Genomic DNA, 19770 nt, shown 5'->3' on the forward strand with positions numbered 1-19770 from the left:
CCATGGCCCTATTTTTTGTTGGGCCCTTCAACTTTCTTTTGGTTCCTGAAAAAACTGAGCATGGTCTGTCCGTATTTCCTTTGGTCCAGACACTCAAGCTCCCCGGTCTGCGCTATGTTTTCCTGTGGTGAGTGCTCTATTACCAACCAGCCGCCCGGGGCCAGAAGCCCCTCGTCCCATACCAGGGCTGGTGTGGCCGAAGCCAGCCCTTTGTTATAGGGCGGGTCGCAGAATATAAGGTCAAAGGGTTTAAGGGACTCCAACCGCCCTCTGGGCGCCAAGGCGTCCATTACCATGATTCGGCACTTTTTGTCCAGCCCCAGATCCCTGATATTGGCAGATACGACACCTGCCGCCTTTTGCGCCTTTTCCACAAAGGTGCATTCCAAGGCTCCCCTGCTTAAGGCTTCCAGGCCCAGGGCGCCGGAGCCTGCGAACAGATCCAGCACCCTGGCCTCCACCACCACTGGGCCCAAGATGGAAAAGATCGACTCCTTCACCCGGTCGGCGGTGGGCCTGGTTTCCCGCCCGGCCGGGGCCTTTAGCCGTCTGCTGCGCAAGGCCCCGCCTGTTATTCGCATTTCAAAGCCTTAGCCAAGATGCTCTGCCGCCAGAATCTCGGCTATCTGGACGGCGTTTGTGGCCGCGCCTTTCCTGATATTGTCGGCGCAGACCCACATGTCCAGGCCGTTTTCCTGGCTTATATCTTCTCTTATGCGACCCACCAGGGTGGGGTCTGTGCCCGCACACATGAGCGGTGTGGGATATTCGTTTTCAGCTGGGTTGTCAACAACCTTTACTCCGGGGGCCTTGGCCAGGGCCTGACGGGCCTGATCCGCGGTTATTTTCCGAGCGGTTTTGATGTTCACCGCTTCGCTGTGGCCGTAAATAACCGGCACCCGCACACAGGTGGCCGAAACCATTATCGAAGCGTCGCCGATGATCTTTCTGGTCTCGTTCACCATCTTCAGCTCTTCTTCGGTGTAGCCGTTGGGGTCAAAGGCCGCGATGTGGGGCAGGGCGTTCAAGGCTATCTGCTGGGGATAGACCTTGGGCTCGAAATGCCTCCCTTCATGCATGGCCCTGAGTTGATCCAACAGCTCAAAGATGCCTTTTTGTCCGGTGCCGCTGACTGCCTGATAGGTGCTGACCACAATTCGCTCAATCTTGCCCAAGTCGTGCAGCGGTTTTAAGGCCACCACCATCTGGATAGTGGAGCAGTTTGGGTTTGCGATTATGCCCTTGGTTTTGTATTGGGCAATATCCCCGGGGTTTACTTCGGGCACCACCAGAGGCACTTCGGGATCCATGCGCCAGGCCGAGGAGTTGTCCACCACCACAGCGCCTGAGGCCGCAGCGATCGGCGCGAACTCCTTGCTTACCGACCCGCCGGCTGAGAATAGAGCGATATCAACGTCCTGGAAGCTGTCTTTGTCCAGGACCTGAACCGGGATATCCTCGCCTTTGTAGGGGACGGTTTTGCCTAAAGAGCGTTTGGAGGCCAAAAGCTTTAATTCCGAAAGGGGAAAATCCCGTTCTTCCAGGCAACGGACCATCTGATTTCCCACGGCGCCGGTTGCGCCGCAGACTGCTACACGGCAAGGGTTTTTCATTGTTTTTCTTCCTTTTTGTTGCTCCGACCTGCCCCCCTGTGGGGCTCATGGCCTTTATAGTCCCCCTTTTTTAGCCAAGGAAGCCTATAAATGCAAATAATTTTGCCTTGTTGTTTTTGAATAGCTGAATTGTTTTTTGGTTCGGAGAATAACAAAGCAGGGAGAATCGAAAACAAGATATTTTGATTTTGAATTATCCTGTTTAAAAAATCAATTAAATCAGCACGCTCGCCATTGGCGGCCCCTGTAGGCCGGTTATTGCCTACGCCGGGGTGGGGCTTGCTTTTTAGTTTAAAAACAGGGGGCCTGGCCGCTGTTTGAAGTCAGGTTGTTTTAGACTATCCTCTGCCCCTGATGTGAAAATACATTGATAGGCTTTTGTTAGGTGATATCCGGCGAAATCGGCAGGGCATTTACCTGCTGGTCAAAGGCCCGCCGTTCGGCAGGCCTTTGGAGTTTTTTCCTGGTTTTTGCAGGGCACAACAAATCTGAGCCCAAGCGGGGGCAATCACCGCTTGGGGCGCGCTCTAAAGAGATTCAGCCACAAAGGCTCCCAAGTCCACCAAGCGGGCAGAAAAGCCCATTTCATTGTCATACCAGGCAATCACCTTCACCATTTGCCGGTCCATCACCTGGGTCAGGGGGGCGTCCACCACCGACGAATAGCGGCAGCCTGTGTAATCAATGCTTACCAGCGGCTCGTCGGTTACCTTGAGTACGCCCTTCATGGGGCCTTGGGCCGCTTCTTTAAGCGCTCCGTTAACCTCTTCTATAGTGGTTGCGTTTGTCACCCGCACGTTTAAGTCCACCAGCGATACGTCCGGAGTCGGGACCCTGATGGCAATACCGTGAAGTCTTCCGGATAGTTCGGGGATTATCAGCCCGATGGCCTTGGCCGCGCCGGTGGAGGTGGGGATCATTGAGGTCAGGGCGGAACGGGCCCGTCTGATATCCTTATGAGATCCGTCGAGCACCCTTTGGCTCATGGTGACCGCGTGGATGGTGGTCATCAGACCGTGTTCAATATTAAAAGTATCGTTTAACACCTTGGCCACCGGGGCCAGGCAGTTGGTGGTGCAGGAGGCGTTGCTGATGTAGTTGTGCAGGGCGGGATTGTACAGTGTATGATTGACACCCATCACCAGGCTTATATCCTCCGCCCCCTTGCCCGGCAGACCCAAGAGCACCTTGCGGGCCCCCTGATCAAAGTGGCCTTGAATATCTTCTTTAAACTTGAATTTGCCGGTGGTTTCAAAGACCAGATCCACACCCAGTTCGCGCCAGGGAATTTCCGCGGGAGAACCCTTACGGGTTATGGCGATGGTTTTTTCCCCCACAGTGAGCGAGTTCTCAGTAAAAGCAATATCCTGGTCAAATACACCATGCACGGAGTCGTATTTCAGAAGGTGGGTCAGTTGACCGGAATCAGCTCTGGCATTAATGGCTGCGAGGTCCAATCCGTTTTGAGTCCCGCATAAAAGACGGGTCACCAACCTGCCTACCCGGCCAAATCCGTTGATGCCTACTTTCACGCCCATAATCTCCTCCTTGACTGGCCTTTTGTAGTGAAAGTTGAAATTGCTGTAGGGTAATGCTTTCTCATCAGCAGACCCTATGTAAAAATCCTTCATTTTCTAGCTATATTATGCACTATTGACGCCGCCAGGGGCAGGGGCATTCCCGGCCTGTGCTTGGGCCGGGCCCGGTCGGGGTGTTCAAACCGGTTTTTTAAAAGACTGGCAGTAAGGCAACGAATGCTTATAGTTTATTCTAGTGGCTTTATATTAAGAATGTGGCCCCTTTGCCCCTGATTTGACAGGATAAGAGTTTGATTTGGGTAACTATTTAATTTAAAAAAATAAATTGGATTTGTTACTTGTAGGTAAGGAGGTTGTGGAGTATATTATTTCTCACAAGCGGTGGAAGCCGCTTGTTTTTTTATGTGGAACTTAGAGTTTTTTATAGGTGCTTGCGGGCGGGCTGTCCCGGCTATTGTCTTTTTAAAAAGCATGATAAAATTTAAATAATCAAGGGAACCCCTTTGGCTTGTTTGCCCGGGGTATTAATCGAGAGACCATAAAAGGAAACAAAATGCCTGCCAATCAATTCAAATCCTGGCCTGACGAACGTTTGCTGGATCTTTTGTTCTCAGGTGAGGACAGGCTTCCTCTGGGTTTGGCCCTGGAGATAGGCGACAGAGAATCCATGTTGCCCTACCTCAGTCACATTGTGATGGAAAAACAAAGTTGGCTGGCTGAACTTCCCGAGTGGTGGGCAGTGGTGCATGCCACCTTTATTTTAGGCCAAAGAGGCGGGGAGGAAGTAGTCACCCCCTTGCTGGCGGCCTTGCGCTGGGCAGACGCCTATGACTGCGACTGGGTCTCCGAGGTCCTGCCCTCCATATTGGGCAAGGTGGGCCCGGCCATGATACCCGGGCTTACTGCCGTGGTCAGAGACTGTACTGCGGGCTGGTCGGCCAGGGATCTGGCCCTCAAGGGCCTTGCCGCCGTCACCTTGGGTAATCCCGATTCCACGGAGCATGTTTTCCGGATTATCGGTGAACGCCTGATGGATGAGGGTGAAGACCGTGTGGTGCGCCACATGGCCGGTCAGATACTTATTGATTTCCGGCGGCAGGATTATCGCATGGCCCTTTTGAAACTGGCTCGGGAAGAATGGGGAGGCAGCTTTGACCTTTGGCCTCCTTTTGCCTTTACAGTCGAGGATGTGGATTGGGCCTTTCGCCAGAACAAGCTCGAGACCTGGCACTACCGGGACGACTGGATGCGTTTTTATGATCCGGCGGAGATTCAGCGCAGACAAAAACGCTGGTCCAGGGAGTATCTCACCTCCCAAGGCAGGCAGGGGAGTCAGACCAAGGGTGGACAGCTTTTGTCCCTGCCTAGAAGAGATCAGGATCACCCGTCTGTGAATTCACCCCAAGACTTTGATCCGGAAGACAATTCAGACCAGTAGACCAACTTGGAACCTTGCCCTCCCTCATGTTAAGCTAGGGGACTGTCCCGGATTTGATCCTGGTCGAATCCGGTGTAGTGTTCTGTATAAAGGCCCTTGCAAAGAAACGGGCTCGATTGAAAGGCCCTTTCAAGGCGGTTCGGGGGGCGGACAAACTTTAGATTTTTCGGGAAATTGAAGAACAGATTTTTCCGGTGCACATAGGGTTTGAATTCTGCTGTCGGCTTATTGCGTTCGGGCCAGGACCGAAGGCGCTTCCAACGGATTTATAGGGCGGCAACAGGTATATTGAGTTTTTACCAGGGAGGGAGAACATGACAGCAAATTTCGGCGGTATTCGGCGCTTTTCCGGTTTGGCCCTGGTTTTTTGCCTGCTTGCCTTTTTACCTGCCTGCGCCACTGTTTCAGGCTGGTTTGGTGACACAGATCCTGCGCCCGAAGAGTCTCTGGCCTTAAAACATTGGAACCAGGGGCTTCAGTTTCGCGCCGAAGGCCAGCTGGAATCCGCGGCCGCTGAACTGGAAAGGGCCATCAAGGCCGACCGCAGCATGTATCAGGCCTATTATCAATTGGGCCTGGTTTACAAAGATCTGAATCAGCCGGACCTGGCCCGTCAGGCCTGGCAATACGGCCTGGAAGAGGCCCGTAAATCTCCGGATCGGCCCGAATATCCCAAGGAGCAGGCCATTGCGGAGATGCAGGCCGCGCTGACAGGTCTTGAGCATAGGCCTGTGGAGACTCCCATAGAACCTAAACCTGCGCCTCCCAAACCGGGACCTAAAGTAAAAAAACCTGTTAAAGCTGGTAACTACGCAGTTCTTTATTCCTCCAATCTAAAAGAATCAAATGCACGCAAGGATTTTATCAGGCTTAAATCCATGGGCTATGAGACCATGATAAAACAGCATAAGGACTCCAAGGGCCGCACCTGGCATCGGGTTTGGGCTGGATGCTGCCAAAGCCGCGACAAGGCCTTGCGCCTGGCCCGCTCAATGCGTAAAAAAGGATTGAAAAGCGATCTTACGGTTATGCGCCCTAGATAATCCGGGTTGGTGGAATAAATGATTTTCCTGTTTAAATTACAAAAAAGCTCCCTTATGAAAGGGTTCTTTCCGGCCGGAGGCATCAGTTGAGTTATCTGGTGTTGGCCCGTAAATACCGGCCTTCCACATTCAGCGATGTGGTTGGTCAGGAGCACATCACCCGCACTCTGGCCGGAGCCCTGGAGACAGACCGCCTTGCCCATGCCTTTTGTTTTACCGGCCCCCGGGGAGTGGGCAAGACTTCCGTGGCCCGTATCCTGGCCAAGGCGCTTAACTGTGAAAACGGCCCGACCAAAGACCCTTGCGGCAAGTGTGTGCACTGCCTGGAAATAGACCAAGGCAGGGCGGTGGATGTGCAGGAGATAGACGCAGCCAGCAACTCCAGAGTGGAAGATGTGCGGGAGTTGCGAGAAGTTATCCGCTACCGACCCCAGTCGGCCCGTTTTAAGGTGACCATACTGGACGAGGTGCACATGCTGAGCAAGGCGGCTTTTAACGCCTTGCTGAAGACCCTGGAAGAACCGCCCGAGCATGCGGTTTTCATCCTGGCCACCACAGATGTGCACAAGGTGCCACTGACCATCTTGTCCCGTTGCCAGAGATATGACTTCAGAAGGCTCTCCCCGGCTGTTCTGGCCGGGAACATGGCTTCAATCGTGGAGGCCGAAGGCTGTGTGATGCAGCCTGAGAGCCTTAACCTCATGGCCAGGGAGGCGGACGGCTCGGTAAGGGATTCCCTTTCCATCCTGGACCAGGTCTTGAGTGTCGGGAAAAAGGAATATTCCCATCAGGAAGTGGTGGAGCTGTTGGGCCTGGTGGATAAGGCGCTGGTCCATGAGACGGCTCAGGCCGTGCTGGCGGGCGACGCTTCCAAGGTGCTGGATCTGGTGGGACAGGTTTACGGGGCCGGTGGTGAGATGCAGTCCTTTTACGCGGGGCTTCAGGAACATTTCCGCAATTTGGCCGCTGCCAGGGATGTGGCCGAGGGCACGGAGCTTTTTGGGCTCACCCAGGATGAACTGGCGGATCTGAAAAAAGAGGCCATGGCCACAAGCCCGGAGACCCTGCATGAGGTCTTCGATGTCCTGGCCCGTTCGGAAGACCTTTTCCGCCGGGCGGCCCAACCCAGGCTGGTCATGGAGATGACCCTTCTGAAGCTCACCCAGGTGAAGCCGGTGCTGGGTTTGGATCAGATAGTCAACCGTCTGTCCGCCATAGCCGGAGGCCAACAGCCGCCTCCCCTGCCGGGCAGTGATTTTGGCCCTTCGTCCGTGCAGGGCGCGTCGGGAGGATCAGGAGGTTTTTCTGGTCACCGGGCGGCTCCCGACCTGAAGATGAATTCGGGTTTCTCTCCGGAAAATCAGGGTGAAGGCGGTTTTACACCTTCTTATCAGGGGGGGGGGAAGTCTGCGCCGGATGGCTTGACCGAAAAAGGCCCGTTGCCTTCATATAGGGGGCCGGGAGTAAAAGAGCCTGAAGAAAAACAAGGCTTTACTCCCTCCTATCAGGGCCCCAAGCCTCAAGCAGCCCCTGAAACCCCGGCCAGGGAGCCTCAAGAGAAGGCTCCCCCAAAGCCGGGAGCCAATCCCCGGGGCGGCGCCCTTCCTCCGCCGGAAAAGGTGCTGGAGGAGCTTTCCCGTTACGCGGGCCGCTCCGAACCTTCCCTGGCATCTTATCTAAGCCGCTCCCGGGCGGTGGTTGAGGGCGATAAGCTGGTGATAACCTTGCCCTCAAGCCCCCTGGCGGCTTCCTGCGCCACGGAGGAGAACCAGGCAAAGCTGGAGGAAATGCTGGCCGAGCTGTTCGGCTCCCCTGTTTCGGTGCTGCTTAAAGCCGGGGAGGCGCCTCAACAGTCTCCCGAGGAGCAAGGGGCTTCTCAAATGGAGTTATTGAACGAACTGGCCAATCATTCGGCTGTGCAGGAGGCGCTTGAGGTCTTTGAGGCCCAGGTGGTTTCCCTGAATCCGGAAAGGCCTTCCAAATGAAACATATGACCATACGGAGATTTTGATATGTTACCCAAGAACATGGGCAATATGCTTAAACAGGCCCAAAAAATGCAGCAGCAGATGACCAAGATCCAGGAGGAGCTGGGCGAAAAGGAAGTCGCGGCCCAGGCCGGCGGCGGTATGGTCGAGGCTGTGGTGAACGGCAAGGGCGAGATGCTTAGACTCAAACTGGAGCCCGAGGTTGTGGACCCCGAGGATGTTGAAATGCTGACCGACCTGGTGGTGGCCGCCGTGAACGAGGCCCAGCGCAGGGCCCAGGAGATGATGCAGGAAGAGATGGGTAAACTCACAGGCGGCATGAATATTCCCGGCCTGTTCGGTTGAGTTTCCGGCCCTTGCAAACTTTGCTTGCGACGGCTGACTGTTAAAACTGATTATGGTTGCCCGCCCCTTGACCGGGGCAGGGGCCTTTAGTTGTATTTGGCCTTTATTCCAGGCTCAAGGCCTGATCCGGAGTGCATAGCGTGTATCCCCGTGCGGTGATGAACCTTATAAGCCATCTCTCCCGTTTGCCGGGATTGGGCCCCAAAAGTGCGGAAAGGCTCGCCCTTCACATGGTGCGCGCCCCTTCCAATGAAGTTTTGGGCCTGGCCAAGGCCGTGGCCCGCTTAAAGGATGAGGTCTGCACCTGTTCGTCCTGCCATAACCTGGCCGACAGGGACCCCTGTTCCATATGTGGGGCCCCCGACCGGGACGAGTCTGTGCTCTGCGTGGTGGAGACCCCTGCGGATTTGGCCGCCCTGGAGGCTGCCGGTTGTTACAGGGGGAAGTATTATGTCCTTTACGGGGCCTTGAGTCCCATGGAGGGCATGGGCCCCGATGAGTTGAAACCCGGTGATCTTTTACGCCGGGTGCGGGACCGGAAGGTGCGGGAGGTGGTGATAGCTACAAACCCCACCACCGAAGGAGAGGCCACGGCGGATATGCTGGCCCGGCTTCTGGAAAGGGCGGAGGTTCAGGTGACCCGGCTCGGCTATGGCATGCCGGTGGGAGGCGATCTGAAATACATGGATGGCCTTACCTTATCCAGGTCTTTGGAATCAAGGCGTAAAATAGATTAAAAAATTAGCGCCTCTTATATTTTTGTAGAAAAAAAGAGCAAAGCAAACCTGTCGGAAGTAAGGTTTTTTGGTATGCTACCGACAGGAAGGCTTTTGCCCTCAGACAGTCATGTAAGGTTTTTCCGACAGGATGGCGGCATTTTAATGTCGCCCGTAGGGATAGGGTGCGCTCAACTTGCACCCTTTTACAGGCTGTGTTATTTTTGCACGATTTGAACACACACGCCTTTGGACGGCTGCTCTTGGTGCCCGGCAAAAGGGTTTTTCCGGGTAGGGCATAGGCCGGAGGATAAAGGCGGTGGAAAAAACCATGAAAAGGAGATTCATAGAATGAGTTACGACGTCACTATGCGTCAGCTTTTGGAAGCGGGCGTGCACTTTGGCCACCAGACCCAGCGTTGGAACCCCAAGATGAAGCCCTACATCTTCGGGGCCAGGAACGGCATCTACATCATCGACTTGCAGAAAACCGCTGCCAAGTTCCGCACTTCCTACAATTTTGTGGTAGATGCTGTGGCCAAGGGCGCCGATGTTCTGTTTGTGGGCACCAAACGCCAGGCTGCCGATATCATCAAAGAGGAAAGCCAGCGTTGCGGCATGTACTATGTGAACCACCGTTGGCTCGGCGGCATGCTCACCAACTACTCCACCATCAAAAAATCCATTGACCGTTACAAGTACCTGGAAGGTATGTTTGAAGACGGCACCATCAACAAGTTCCCCAAGAAAGAAGCCATCCAGATGGAGCGCCAGCTTGAGAAGCTGCGGACCAACCTGGAAGGCATCAAGGATATGGGTAAGCTGCCCGGCGTGATTTTCATGGTGGATATCAAAAAAGAGAAGATCGCCGTGAACGAGGCCAGGCGTCTGGGCATCCCCACCGTGGCCTTGGTGGACACCAACTGCGATCCCGATGACATCGATTACGTGGTCCCCGGAAACGATGACGCCATTCGCGCCATTCGCCTGGTGGCCGGTAAAATAGCCGATGCCGCCCTGGAGGGTGTTGCCTTGCGCGATTCCAGGGGCTTCAAGGACGAGGGTCAGGAAAAGGCCCCGAAAGCGGCCGAGGTTGAGGTGCCCAAGGATATGCCTGAAGTGGTGGTGGGACGTCCCGAGGAACAGGGCGGACCTGAGGTGGTCTACGCCAGCCGCGCTGCCGAGAAGACCGAAAAGACCGAGACCCCGACCGAGGGCTGATTCGGATCGAAAGACATTCCCGGCTTTAAGGAGGCCTGAAAACCGACTTATAAGCCGGGTTTGATTGAAAGACTTGAAAGAATAAACAAAATTCGAGGGCGGATTCTTAAACGCCCCTTAAGCCTATTTGCAAGGAGCGAAAGCTGTGAGCATCACCGCTGCCATGGTAAAAGAGCTGCGTGATAAAACCAACGCAGGTATGATGGATTGCAAAAAAGCCCTGACCGAGGCTAACGGCGATATGGCCAAGGCTGTGGACTGGCTGCGCCAGAAGGGCCTGGCTGTGGCCGCCAAACGCGCCGGCCGCGATGTCAGCGAAGGTCAGATCATGACCTATATCCACGGCGGAGGCAAACTCGGCGTGATGATCGAGGTAAACTGTGAGACCGACTTCACGGCCAAGACCGATGAGTTCATGACCTTTGCCAAGGATCTGGCCATGCAGGTCGCCGCTGCCAACCCCATCTGCGTCAATGCGGAAGAACTCTCCGAAGACGTAATCGCGCGTGAAAAAGAGATCTACCGCGCCCAGGCGCTGGAGCAGGGCAAGCCCGAGAAGATCGTGGAAAAGATCATTGAAGGCAAGATGAAGAAGTTCGTCTCCGAGGTCTGCCTGATGGATCAGGCCTTTGTCAAGGACAACGACGTGACCATCTCCGACCTGGTGAACGAGATGCGGGCCAAGACCGGTGAAAACGTTCAGATTCGTCGTTTTGTCCGCTTCCAGTTGGGTGAAAAGAAATAATGCAGGAAGGCAATCAAGCCGGCCCCGCCTTTGGCCGCGTATTATTGAAGATTTCGGGTGAAGCCCTGATGGGGGAGGAAAGTTTCGGCATCAAGCCGGAGGTCCTGTCCTATGTGGCTCATGAACTTCAGGTCGCCCACGAACTTGGGGTTCAGATAGGCGTGGTCCTGGGCGGGGGCAACATTTTCAGAGGGGTGAGCAAGAGCGCCCAGTCCATGGACAGAGTCCAGGCGGATTACATGGGCATGCTGGCCACTGTGATGAATTCCCTCGCCCTGCAGGACGCCCTGGAGCAGAAGGGCATATCCGTAAGGGTTATGACCGCTGTGCAGATGCCCCAGGTCGCCGAACCCTATATCCGCCGCCGTGCGGTCCGCCACCTGGAAAAGGGAAGGGTGGTCATCATGGCGGCAGGTACGGGAAACCCCTATTTCAGCACAGATACGGCCGCCGCCCTGCGTGCCGAGGAAATTGGGGCCGAGGTGCTGCTTAAAGCCACCAAAGTCGATGGCATCTACGAATCCGATCCGGTGAAAGATCCCAATGCCAACAAGTTGGAGGCCCTTACCTATGACGAGGTGCTTTTGCGCAAGCTGAGGGTCATGGATCTTACCGCCATCAGTCTGGCCGGAGAAAACCAGCTTCCCATAGTGGTTTTTGATCTGCGTAAACCGGGTAATATCAAGCGGGTGCTTATGGGGGAACCGATCGGCTCCCGGGTGGAGGTATAACTATGATCGAGGAGACCAAGCAAGACGCTCAAAAGGCCATGCAGGCCTCAATAGAAGCACTTAAGAGGGATTTCAAGAGGGTGCGCACCGGAAGGGCCACACCGGCCTTGCTCGATGGAATACGCGCCGATTACTTTGGCGTGCCCACCCCTCTGAACCAGATGGCAAGCATCTCAGTCCCCGAACCCAGACAGATCGTTATCCAACCCTGGGACCCCAGCACCTGTGGGGCCATTGAAAAAGCAATCCTTAAGAGCGACTTGGGGCTTACACCCTCAAACGACGGAAAACTGGTGCGCATCACAGTGCCCCCCTTGACAGAGGAACGTAGAAAAGAACTGGTCAAGGTTGTCCGCAAAATGGGCGAAGACACCAAGGTGGCAGTGCGCAACGCTCGCAGGGATGCCAACGACTTGTTGAAAGAATACAAAAAAGAAGGTGAGATCTCAGAAGACGATGCCTTCCGCGGCCAGGATCAAATTCAAAAGGTCACCGATGAATTTGTGACCAAGGTCGACGAATTGGTGGAAGGCAAGGAAAAGGAGATCATGGAGTTTTAGGCCTGCCTGAAAAGGGGCGGTTCAAACCGCCCTTGGGCCTTTTCCCCATACCTTAAACTTATGAAGAAGCCCTTAATCACACCACCGGCTCCCCAGGGGCCGGATGGGGCGATATCGCCCCGTCATGTAGCCATAATTATGGACGGGAACGGACGTTGGGCCCAAAAAAGGGGGTGGCAGCGCATCCGTGGCCATGAAGCTGGTTCCGAGACGGTCCGGGTGATCGTCAGGAATTGCCGCAAGCTGAATATCCCATATTTGACACTCTACGCCTTCAGTTCCGAGAATTGGGGAAGACCCAAGACGGAAGTCGCCGCACTTATGTCACTTTTAAGGCGTTTTTTGAGCAAGGAGCTCGACGAGCTTTTGGCCAGGGGCATAAGGCTAAACGCCATAGGCGATATTGATTTGCTTCCGGAAAACACGCGCCAGGCACTTCTAGGCACTATGGAAAAAACCGCTCACCTAAACGACATGGTTCTCACCCTGGCTCTCTCCTATGGCGGAAGGGCGGAGCTTTTGCACGCAACTAAAAAGCTTTGCCAAAAAGTCGCTTCCGGTCTCTTGGACCCGGAACAGATCTCGGAAGAGGATTTTTCCCAGGCCCTTTACACCCATGATCTACCGGACCCGGATCTGATGATCCGGACCAGCGGTGAAATCCGCATCAGCAATTTTCTTCCCTGGCAATTAGCCTATTCAGAGTTTTATTTCACCAAGACACCCTGGCCCGATTTCGGTGAAGAGGAATTAAAAGCCGCTTTAACCGAGTATTCCGGCAGACAGCGCCGTTACGGTAAGACCGGGGAACAGGTGGCAAAATAATGACTAATAAAAAATTCGACTGGCTGGTCTCCGGCCATGGCGCCAGGATAGCCACCGGGATTGTCCTGGCCGCAGCAGTCCTGGCCCTGGTATTGGCTGCGCCGTACCGGATTATCGGCCTGGTTGTGGCCTTGGTCTCTGTGCTGGGTATGCGTGAATACACTGCCCTGGCCCTGGGCTCCGCCTGGGATGTAGAGGCCATGTCCGGGCTATTGGCCGCTGCCCTGGTTCCCGTGGCGGCCCTGGCCGGGCCTTCCGCGGCCCTGGCTGCGACATGCCTAAGCCTGCCTCTTTTGTTTGCGGTTTCCTTGATCAAGGGCGGTGATTTTGACCAGTTGTTTGATCGCCTGACCAAAAGGGTTTTTGGTGTTCTTTATGTCGGTGGTCACCTGGCCTGCCTCACCCTTTTGATAGGACTGGAACAGGGACGGATTTTGGCGGTTTTCCTGGTCGCCTGTGTGGCTGCCGCTGATGTGGGGGCCTACTACACCGGCCGTTTTTTAGGCAAGCACAAATTGGCCCCCAACTTGAGTCCAGGCAAGACAATTGAGGGTATGGCCGGTGGCGTTTTGCTGGCTTTTCTGGTGGGCGGCTCCTATACGGCCCTTTTCCTGGCTGACACCGGTTTTGTCTGGGGCGCAGGCTTAGGCCTGGTCCTGGCCTTGATCAGTGTTGCGGGAGATTTATTGGAGTCCATAATTAAAAGGAGAGCCGGAGCCAAGGATTCCGGTTGCCTGCTGCCTGGTCACGGCGGAGTGCTGGACAGGGTGGACGGGCTTTTATTGGCTATGCCGGCGCTTCTTTTGGCAAGGTTTCTGTTGTGGTGAAAAGACGTCTGGCCATATTGGGTTCCACCGGGTCCATCGGCAGGAACACTTTGGACGTGGTGGCAAAAAAGTCCGGGATGTTTGAGGTTGTCAGCCTGGCCGCCGCCCGCTCTGTGGAGCTTTTAGCTGAGCAGGCCCGCCTGTTTGAGCCGGAGATCCTGGCTGTTTTGGATGAACAGGCCGCCCGCGCCCTTAAAAAGCTTTTGCCCGCCAACCTTAAAAACAAGGTGGTCTTTGGCTCGGCAGGATACCTTGAAGCCACCCTGGCCAATGATCCCGACCTTGTCTTGAGCGCCATGGTGGGCTCAGCCGGGCTTTTGCCCACCTATGCCGCTGTTGAGGCCGGAATAGACGTGGCCTTGGCCAATAAAGAGACTCTGGTGGCCGCCGGAGAACTGGTAATGGCCAAAGCCGGGGAAAAAGGCGCTTCCCTTATCCCGGTGGATAGCGAGCACTCAGCTATTTTCCAGTGCCTGATGGGCAATCACAAAAACGAGGTGCGCCATATCTGGCTTACCGCCAGCGGCGGCCCTTTTAGAAATTACCCGGCCGATGAATTGGCCGCGGTCACCGCCAAACAGGCCCTTAAGCATCCCAATTGGAGTATGGGGCCTAAAATAACAATCGATTCAGCTACCTTGATGAATAAAGGCCTGGAGGTCATAGAAGCTCGCTGGCTTTTTGATACAGGTTTTAATGAGATAAAAGTAGTCATTCATCCCCAGTCCATGATTCATTCTCTGGTGGAGTATGTGGACGGATCTTTTGTAGCCCAAATGGGTCCGGCTGATATGCGGATTCCCATTGCCTTTGCACTGGGCTACCCGGAACGCCTGGATTGGGGGCTTGAGACCCTTGACCTTACAGCCATGAGTGATCTCACCTTTGAGGAGCCTGACCTGACACGTTTTCCCGCCCTGGCTCTGGCCTTTGAGGCCGGGCGTGCGGGGGGAGCCGCGCCGGCGGTTTTAAACGGAGCCAATGAGGTGGCGGTAGCCAGCTTTTTAAATGGCAACCTTGATTTTTGCGGCATAACCGCCTGTGTCCAGGCTGTGTTGGAAAGTTCGGGGCACAATGGGGCGGATAGTGTGGCCGAGGTCCTGGAAGCGGACCGATGGGCCAGGGAAAAAGCCAGTGACTGGCTCAAGGCCAGGGGAGTTTAAAAAATAATGAGCATAGTTATAGGTGTCTTGGGCTTAAGCCTGCTTATCTTTTTCCACGAGCTGGGGCACTTTTTGGTAGCTAAAGCGGCAGGTGTGGGGGTGAACACCTTCAGCCTTGGCTTTGGCCCCCGGCTTTGGGGCTTTGATTATAAAGGGACAGACTGCCGTATTTCTGCAATTCCCCTGGGGGGATATGTCCGCATGGTGGGCGAAGATCCGTCAGATGAACTTGCGGCTGAAGACATACCCCGCTCATTTTCCCATAAGCCCTTGAAATGGCGTATCGCCATTGTGGCCGCAGGCCCTGTGGCCAATGTGGTATTTGCGGTTTTAGCCTATTATCTGGTGCTTGTCGCCTGGGGCAACCCCGCCCTGACCCCCAAGGTGGGCGATATCATCCCCGGTGAACCGGCGGCCATAGCCGGAATCCAAAAAGACGACGTGATCAAAACCATAAACGGTCAGTCGATTGTCACCTGGAATGATCTTTTGGATATGGTGCGGAACAGCGGGGGCAAGCCCCTCAACTTGACGGTCGATCGTCAGGGAAAGATTGTCACCATAGCAGGCCTTGAACCGCAACAGGTAATGGCCAAGGACGCCCTGGGGGCTGATACAAAAGTGTATCGCATCGGCATCAAGGCCAGCCCAGAGGTGATAATCCAAGAGATCGGCTTGGGCCAAAGCCTTGGTATGGCTTTGGAAAAAACCTGGCAAGCAACTGAAAATATTATAAATTCTGTAATTTATATGATTCAGCGCAAGCTCTCCATGGAAAATTTGGGAGGCCCCATACTGATTGCCCAGGTGGCCGGAGTGGCGGCAAAACACTCCATGGCCTCCTTTTTGGAGTTCATGGCCCTGATATCCATCAACCTGGCTATTCTGAACCTGCTGCCCATACCGGTGTTGGATGGAGGGCATCTGTTCTTCTTCCTGATCGAGGCGGTGCGCAGAAAGCCGGTTCGCGTGGTTACCAGGGAAAGGGCCCAGCAGGCGGGACTTGCCATTTTGCTGATGTTCATGGCTTTTGTTTTTTATAACGATATTGCTCGGCTTGTAACCGGGGCATCTCAATAAAGGTTTTTAAAGTGTTAGTCCTGGCCATCGATACCGCATACAAGGCTGGTGGGGCAGCCCTGGCCTCAGATGAGAACGGCCGTCCGGAGATTCTGGGAGAGGTCATGCTCAACACAACCACGACCCATTCCCGTCGCCTGCTCAGTATAATTGAGTTTTTACTGGAAAAGGCCGAACGGAAAAAAGAAGAGTTGAACGGCATTGCCGTCACCTTGGGTCCTGGGTATTTCACTGGCCTCAGGATAGGCTTGGCCACTGCCCAAGGGATAGCCCTGGGGCTTGATCTTCCCTGCTGCGGAGTTTCCTGCTTGCGCCTGGTGGCAAGCCCGGCCCGGCCCTTTGCCAAGACCATTTGGGCTGTAACCGATGCAAGGCGCCAGCTGGTTTATGCAGCTCCCTTTTCTGTTACCGAAAAAGGTTTGGAACGTCTTGAGCCTGATGCCGCCATGAGCCCTGAAAGCTTGGCCGAACGTATAGATGCGCCTGCTCTTCTGATCGGTGACGGAGCCAGGGCTTATGCTTCAGACTTTTTGAAACCCGGAGTTGAACTGGCCCCTGACTGGATGGATTTGCCCAGGCCGGGGCTCCTGGCCCTGCTTGGCCTGAAAAGGCTGGCCAGGGGAGAGCAAGTCTCCGCGGCAGAGCTTTCTCCTCGGTATGTGCGTCCTTCTGACGCGGAAATACGTTTTGGTCTGCCCTTGGATGAATACCGGCTGCTTTGATGAGTGGTAACTCAGGGAGAGAAAAAGTTCTTTAAGCTTACTGTGGCCCCTGCCGTGGACAGTTTGGTTTGAAGTTTGTTGCATTCGCACTGGGGGGCGCGGTTCATGCTATCATGAAAACCAGATTTGAACTTAGCAGGAGGCGATCAAATGAAGGTTAGAGCGCTTTTAGTTGCCACTGTTGTCATTGCCATGCTGTGCCTTATTGTCCCCTGTGCCCAGGCTCGGGATGATGATTCCCTTATAACCACCCAAGGCTCTGCCACCCTTTTTTTTGAGCCTGATCAGGTGCGCCTGACTTTGGGAGTCGAAACCAGGGCTCAAACGGCAGCCGAAGCAATGAAAAAAAATGCCGATGCCATGCAAAAAGTGGTGGCCGCAGTAAAGAAAAAACTTACCGAAAAAGACAATATCTCCACTTCGGGGATCAGGCTTTCGCCTGTGTATAATTGGGATCAAAAGCAGAAAAAACAGATCTTCCAGGGTTTCACGGCTGTAAATCAAGTCAGGGTTACCAGCGGGGAAACGGAAAACGTAGGCGCTCTTTTGGATGTTTCAGTAGGCGCAGGCGTCAATAACATAGACGGACCCCATTGGAGCTTAAGAGACAACTCCAAGGCCCTTTCCAAGGCTCAGGTGGGCGCCTTTAAAAATGCCCGTAGCCAGGCCCTGGCCCTGGCCGATGCCGCTTCACGGGAACTTGGTGAGGTGGAAAGCATAAGCACAATTGGGACAACCACCTTGCCCAGGCCCTCGTTTAATATGCCCCAACTCAGGATGGCTGCAAGCGACCAAACACCCGTGTTGCCGGGACGTATTGAGGTGCGGGCAGATGTCACCTGTGTTTTTGAACTCAGGTGATCAGTCTGCCAGGGTAAACTTAAAAAATCGGCTTGTGTGACAATGAACCGGTTGAGACTCCGGAGTTACTGTGTCTAATTGCGAATAGGCGACATACATGATACTGTAACAATCTGGTAACATCTGCCGGGGGTATGTGGATGAAATAGGTTCATTCACAGCTGACTCAAGACTCGCTAAGCTATCAAGCGTGGGAAAAATAAAAAAAATGGAAGAAAAAGATCTCAATCTTTTAGAGCAGCTCCGCCAGGAAAATACTGAACTCAATGCGCTTTGGGTTGAGCATATCGAGTTGGAAAAAAAAGTTTCCGAACTCAGCGAGCGCCTTACCCTCTCTCCGCCCGAACAGGTTGAGTTGAAAAGAATTAAAAAACTGAAATTAAAAGGCCGCGACCGGATCGATGAGATTCTCTCCGAACACCGCCAGGAGCAAGGACTGGAATAGTCGTTTAAAAAAATCCATTTGACCGGAGTTTCCCTTGCCTGAGGGAATGGGGGTGCTGCATATTAAGCTGCCCATAAAAGTCTATAGATTTATACGTTAAATGAGGATTACCTTTATGGGGGTTATCAGAAAGTTTCGCTTGGCCGCGCCGGGAATCCCCTATCTCGCCGGAGCTGCTTTCCTGGCGGTCTGCGCTCAGTCCCTGGATCAGAACTGGTTGGCGGTTCCCTTATGGATTGTAACAGCCTATATAGCCTATTTTTTCCGGGATCCGGATCAAGAAATCAATGCCCTGCCCAACCAGGTGCTGTCTCCTGCCGACGGTAGGGTGGTTGCCGTGGAGCTGGTGGAAAAACCGGATATGCCCCAAGGCAGGGCTCAATTGGTTTCCATTTTCATGAGTCTTTTTGATATACATGTTAATCGGGTTCCTGTTTCCGGGAAAGTGCGCAGCATAAACCACCATCCCGGGGGGTTTGTCCCGGCCGACCAACCCAGGGCAAGAACCGATAATGAACACAACGAAGTCTTGATTGATACCGAGCAGGGCAAAACCATTTTGGTCTCCCAGGTGGCCGGGTTGGTGGCAAGACATATAGAATGCCGCCTGACGACTGGTCAGGCCATAACCCAGGGCGAACGCTACGGCATGATCCGTTTTGGCTCCCGCCTGGATGTTTATTTACCGGAAGATGCTATAATATTGGTATCACCCGGAAAACGGGTAAAAGGCGGAATCAGCCCTATTGGAGAATTATAGTATGGCCCGTCGTAGACGAAAAGATAGAAAAAAAATTTTGGAACGTAAAAAGGCAATCTATGTATTGCCTAACCTGATAACCACTGCCAGCCTTTTTGCAGGGTTTTATAGTATTGTTTCAGCTATTGACGGCCAATTTGTAACGGCCGCCTGGGCTATTATGGCCTCTTTAGTCTTGGATGGTCTCGACGGTAAGGTGGCCAGGGCCACCGGCTCTCAAAGCCGGTTCGGGGTTGAATATGATTCTCTCTCCGATCTGGTGGCTTTTGGTGTGGCGCCTGCTCTTCTGGCCTTTTTCTGGGCCCTGCAACCGGTGGGGCGGTTAGGCTGGTTGGCCGCATTTTTATTTGTGGCCTGCGGCGCGCTTCGCCTGGCCCGTTTCAACGTGCAGGTGGAGGAAGTGGGCACTAAGCATTTTGTGGGCCTGCCCATCCCGGCTGCCGCCTGCGTGATAGCCACCTCGGTTATGTTTGTGGATCAACTGGGCTACCCCGGACCGGTCACCGAATGGCCGGTGGTAGTGATGGTTTTTGTGCTTAGCTTCCTTATGGTCAGTAATATCCACTATTTGTCCTTTAAGGAGCTGGGCATTGCCAAGTTGAAGTCATTCAATTGGCTGGTCGCCACCCTGCTGCTCTTCATCCTGGTGGCTGTGCAGCCCAAGATCATGTTCTTTTTGGTGCTGGCCACCTATGTGGTCTTGGGACCTCTGGGAGCCGCTTTAATGGCCAAGAAAAGGGCGAAGGCTAAGGAGGATGCCTTGGCGGCAAAGAAGAGCAAGGAAACAAAAGATCAGGTTGATGTTTCCGGCCAGAGTAATGCCAAGGAAGAAGCTGCCGAGCAGCTTAGTTGACAAAAACAGCTAAGCTCCGTCAATTCGAAAAGTTAGAAAGCCGCCTGCAAATTTGGTTTTGTAGGCGGCCTTTTTAAATTCCTCAAAAAAAGAGCTTAAGACCCGGCTTTGAGTTTCGAACTCCTTTTTTCAGTAGCATTTGTTATTGAAAAAAGGAGTTTAGTTTTTAAAGTAAACTTTCCGTTAAATTTAAATGCATTAAATGTTTACTTAATAAGTTGGAATAATTAATATATTTATAAGCTTTATATTTTTGGCCTGATGCTTGCTTTTCCAAAGATAACGTAAGATATTTT

At 53.9% G+C, this 19770-nt stretch carries 21 protein-coding genes; 18 read left to right on the forward strand and 3 right to left on the reverse strand.

Annotated features, from left to right (window positions below; genetic code table 11):
- Positions 1–8: 8 nt before the first annotated feature.
- The 3 genes from rsmD to gap form a co-directional block, all read right to left on the reverse strand.
- Positions 9–581, reverse strand: a complete 573-nt coding sequence (gene rsmD / locus X474_RS19115; protein WP_044351196.1) for a 16S rRNA (guanine(966)-N(2))-methyltransferase RsmD — start codon at positions 579–581, stop codon at positions 9–11.
- Between the two features lie 9 nt (positions 582–590).
- Positions 591–1613 (reverse strand): aspartate-semialdehyde dehydrogenase, encoded by a 1023-nt coding sequence (locus X474_RS19120; protein ID WP_044351197.1) that lies wholly within the window; start codon positions 1611–1613, stop codon positions 591–593.
- A 527-nt stretch (positions 1614–2140) separates the two neighbouring features.
- Positions 2141–3151 (reverse strand): type I glyceraldehyde-3-phosphate dehydrogenase, encoded by a 1011-nt coding sequence (gene gap, locus X474_RS19125; RefSeq protein ID WP_044351198.1) that lies wholly within the window; start codon positions 3149–3151, stop codon positions 2141–2143.
- A gap of 553 nt (positions 3152–3704) precedes the next feature.
- Between gap and X474_RS19130 the strand changes: the two genes are divergently transcribed.
- From X474_RS19130 to pssA, 18 genes are all read left to right on the forward strand, one after another.
- The gene (locus X474_RS19130; RefSeq protein WP_044351199.1) at positions 3705–4589 is read left to right on the forward strand and encodes a hypothetical protein; all 885 of its coding nucleotides are present in this window, start codon (positions 3705–3707) and stop codon (positions 4587–4589) included.
- A gap of 314 nt (positions 4590–4903) precedes the next feature.
- Positions 4904–5632 carry an SPOR domain-containing protein gene (locus X474_RS19135; RefSeq protein WP_044351200.1) on the forward strand — a complete coding sequence of 243 codons (729 nt, stop codon included), beginning with the start codon at positions 4904–4906 and terminating at the stop codon, positions 5630–5632.
- Positions 5633–5718: 86 nt separating this feature from the next.
- A complete protein-coding gene (gene dnaX, locus X474_RS19140; RefSeq protein WP_052515413.1) occupies positions 5719–7617 on the forward strand; it encodes a DNA polymerase III subunit gamma/tau in 1899 nt (632 codons plus the stop codon).
- A 27-nt stretch (positions 7618–7644) separates the two neighbouring features.
- Entirely contained in the window at positions 7645–7965 is a 321-nt protein-coding gene (locus X474_RS19145) for a YbaB/EbfC family nucleoid-associated protein (RefSeq protein ID WP_044351201.1), read from the forward strand.
- A 140-nt stretch (positions 7966–8105) separates the two neighbouring features.
- Entirely contained in the window at positions 8106–8702 is a 597-nt protein-coding gene (gene recR / locus X474_RS19150; protein ID WP_231688353.1) for a recombination mediator RecR, read from the forward strand.
- Between the two features lie 330 nt (positions 8703–9032).
- Positions 9033–9902 (forward strand): 30S ribosomal protein S2, encoded by an 870-nt coding sequence (gene rpsB / locus X474_RS19155; RefSeq protein ID WP_044351202.1) that lies wholly within the window; start codon positions 9033–9035, stop codon positions 9900–9902.
- Positions 9903–10047: 145 nt separating this feature from the next.
- The gene (tsf, locus tag X474_RS19160) at positions 10048–10647 is read left to right on the forward strand and encodes a translation elongation factor Ts (RefSeq protein WP_052515414.1); all 600 of its coding nucleotides are present in this window, start codon (positions 10048–10050) and stop codon (positions 10645–10647) included.
- Entirely contained in the window at positions 10647–11378 is a 732-nt protein-coding gene (pyrH, locus tag X474_RS19165; RefSeq protein WP_044351203.1) for a UMP kinase, read from the forward strand. Before tsf ends, pyrH begins: the two co-directional genes overlap by 1 nt.
- 2 nt (positions 11379–11380) lie before the next feature.
- The gene (gene frr, locus X474_RS19170) at positions 11381–11938 is read left to right on the forward strand and encodes a ribosome recycling factor (RefSeq protein ID WP_044351204.1); all 558 of its coding nucleotides are present in this window, start codon (positions 11381–11383) and stop codon (positions 11936–11938) included.
- 60 nt (positions 11939–11998) lie between these two features.
- The gene (uppS, locus tag X474_RS19175) at positions 11999–12763 is read left to right on the forward strand and encodes an undecaprenyl pyrophosphate synthase (RefSeq protein ID WP_044351205.1); all 765 of its coding nucleotides are present in this window, start codon (positions 11999–12001) and stop codon (positions 12761–12763) included.
- Positions 12763–13590: a phosphatidate cytidylyltransferase gene (locus X474_RS19180; RefSeq protein ID WP_044351206.1), complete on the forward strand. Its 828-nt coding sequence runs from the start codon at positions 12763–12765 to the stop codon at positions 13588–13590. The genes uppS and X474_RS19180 overlap by 1 nt, the downstream gene beginning before the upstream one ends.
- A complete protein-coding gene (locus tag X474_RS19185) occupies positions 13587–14753 on the forward strand; it encodes a 1-deoxy-D-xylulose-5-phosphate reductoisomerase (RefSeq protein ID WP_044351224.1) in 1167 nt (388 codons plus the stop codon). Before X474_RS19180 ends, X474_RS19185 begins: the two co-directional genes overlap by 4 nt.
- Before the next feature lie 6 nt (positions 14754–14759).
- Entirely contained in the window at positions 14760–15833 is a 1074-nt protein-coding gene (rseP, locus tag X474_RS19190; RefSeq protein WP_044351207.1) for an RIP metalloprotease RseP, read from the forward strand.
- A gap of 11 nt (positions 15834–15844) precedes the next feature.
- Positions 15845–16555 (forward strand): tRNA (adenosine(37)-N6)-threonylcarbamoyltransferase complex dimerization subunit type 1 TsaB, encoded by a 711-nt coding sequence (gene tsaB, locus X474_RS19195; RefSeq protein ID WP_052515415.1) that lies wholly within the window; start codon positions 15845–15847, stop codon positions 16553–16555.
- A 150-nt stretch (positions 16556–16705) separates the two neighbouring features.
- On the forward strand, positions 16706–17416 hold the full coding sequence (locus X474_RS19200) for an SIMPL domain-containing protein (RefSeq protein WP_044351208.1): 711 nt from the start codon (positions 16706–16708) through the stop codon (positions 17414–17416).
- A 208-nt stretch (positions 17417–17624) separates the two neighbouring features.
- A complete protein-coding gene (locus X474_RS19205) occupies positions 17625–17861 on the forward strand; it encodes a DUF465 domain-containing protein (RefSeq protein WP_044351226.1) in 237 nt (78 codons plus the stop codon).
- Between the two features lie 115 nt (positions 17862–17976).
- Entirely contained in the window at positions 17977–18621 is a 645-nt protein-coding gene (locus X474_RS19210; protein ID WP_044351209.1) for a phosphatidylserine decarboxylase family protein, read from the forward strand.
- A 1-nt stretch (position 18622) separates the two neighbouring features.
- Positions 18623–19474: a CDP-diacylglycerol--serine O-phosphatidyltransferase gene (gene pssA / locus X474_RS19215; RefSeq protein ID WP_082464508.1), complete on the forward strand. Its 852-nt coding sequence runs from the start codon at positions 18623–18625 to the stop codon at positions 19472–19474.
- Positions 19475–19770 lie beyond the last annotated feature (296 nt).

The organism is Dethiosulfatarculus sandiegensis (genome assembly GCF_000931935.2).
Taxonomy (GTDB): domain Bacteria; phylum Desulfobacterota; class Desulfarculia; order Desulfarculales; family Desulfarculaceae; genus Dethiosulfatarculus; species Dethiosulfatarculus sandiegensis.

Bases quoted from the DNA above. Each gene is read 5' to 3' on its own strand.
- X474_RS19200 (WP_044351208.1), top strand. From the start codon at position 16,706: ATGAAGGTTAGAGCGCTTTTAGTTGCCACTGTTGTCATTGCCATGCTG.
- pyrH (WP_044351203.1), top strand. From the start codon at position 10,647: ATGCAGGAAGGCAATCAAGCCGGCCCCGCCTTTGGCCGCGTATTATTG.
- X474_RS19145 (WP_044351201.1), top strand. From the start codon at position 7,645: ATGTTACCCAAGAACATGGGCAATATGCTTAAACAGGCCCAAAAAATG.
- rsmD (WP_044351196.1), bottom strand. From the start codon at position 581: ATGCGAATAACAGGCGGGGCCTTGCGCAGCAGACGGCTAAAGGCCCCG.
- X474_RS19130 (WP_044351199.1), top strand. From the start codon at position 3,705: ATGCCTGCCAATCAATTCAAATCCTGGCCTGACGAACGTTTGCTGGAT.
- X474_RS19205 (WP_044351226.1), top strand. From the start codon at position 17,625: ATGGAAGAAAAAGATCTCAATCTTTTAGAGCAGCTCCGCCAGGAAAAT.
- uppS (WP_044351205.1), top strand. From the start codon at position 11,999: ATGAAGAAGCCCTTAATCACACCACCGGCTCCCCAGGGGCCGGATGGG.
- X474_RS19120 (WP_044351197.1), bottom strand. From the start codon at position 1,613: ATGAAAAACCCTTGCCGTGTAGCAGTCTGCGGCGCAACCGGCGCCGTG.
- rseP (WP_044351207.1), top strand. From the start codon at position 14,760: ATGAGCATAGTTATAGGTGTCTTGGGCTTAAGCCTGCTTATCTTTTTC.
- gap (WP_044351198.1), bottom strand. From the start codon at position 3,151: ATGGGCGTGAAAGTAGGCATCAACGGATTTGGCCGGGTAGGCAGGTTG.
- X474_RS19135 (WP_044351200.1), top strand. From the start codon at position 4,904: ATGACAGCAAATTTCGGCGGTATTCGGCGCTTTTCCGGTTTGGCCCTG.
- frr (WP_044351204.1), top strand. From the start codon at position 11,381: ATGATCGAGGAGACCAAGCAAGACGCTCAAAAGGCCATGCAGGCCTCA.
- rpsB (WP_044351202.1), top strand. From the start codon at position 9,033: ATGAGTTACGACGTCACTATGCGTCAGCTTTTGGAAGCGGGCGTGCAC.
- pssA (WP_082464508.1), top strand. From the start codon at position 18,623: ATGGCCCGTCGTAGACGAAAAGATAGAAAAAAAATTTTGGAACGTAAA.
- X474_RS19180 (WP_044351206.1), top strand. From the start codon at position 12,763: ATGACTAATAAAAAATTCGACTGGCTGGTCTCCGGCCATGGCGCCAGG.
- X474_RS19210 (WP_044351209.1), top strand. From the start codon at position 17,977: ATGGGGGTTATCAGAAAGTTTCGCTTGGCCGCGCCGGGAATCCCCTAT.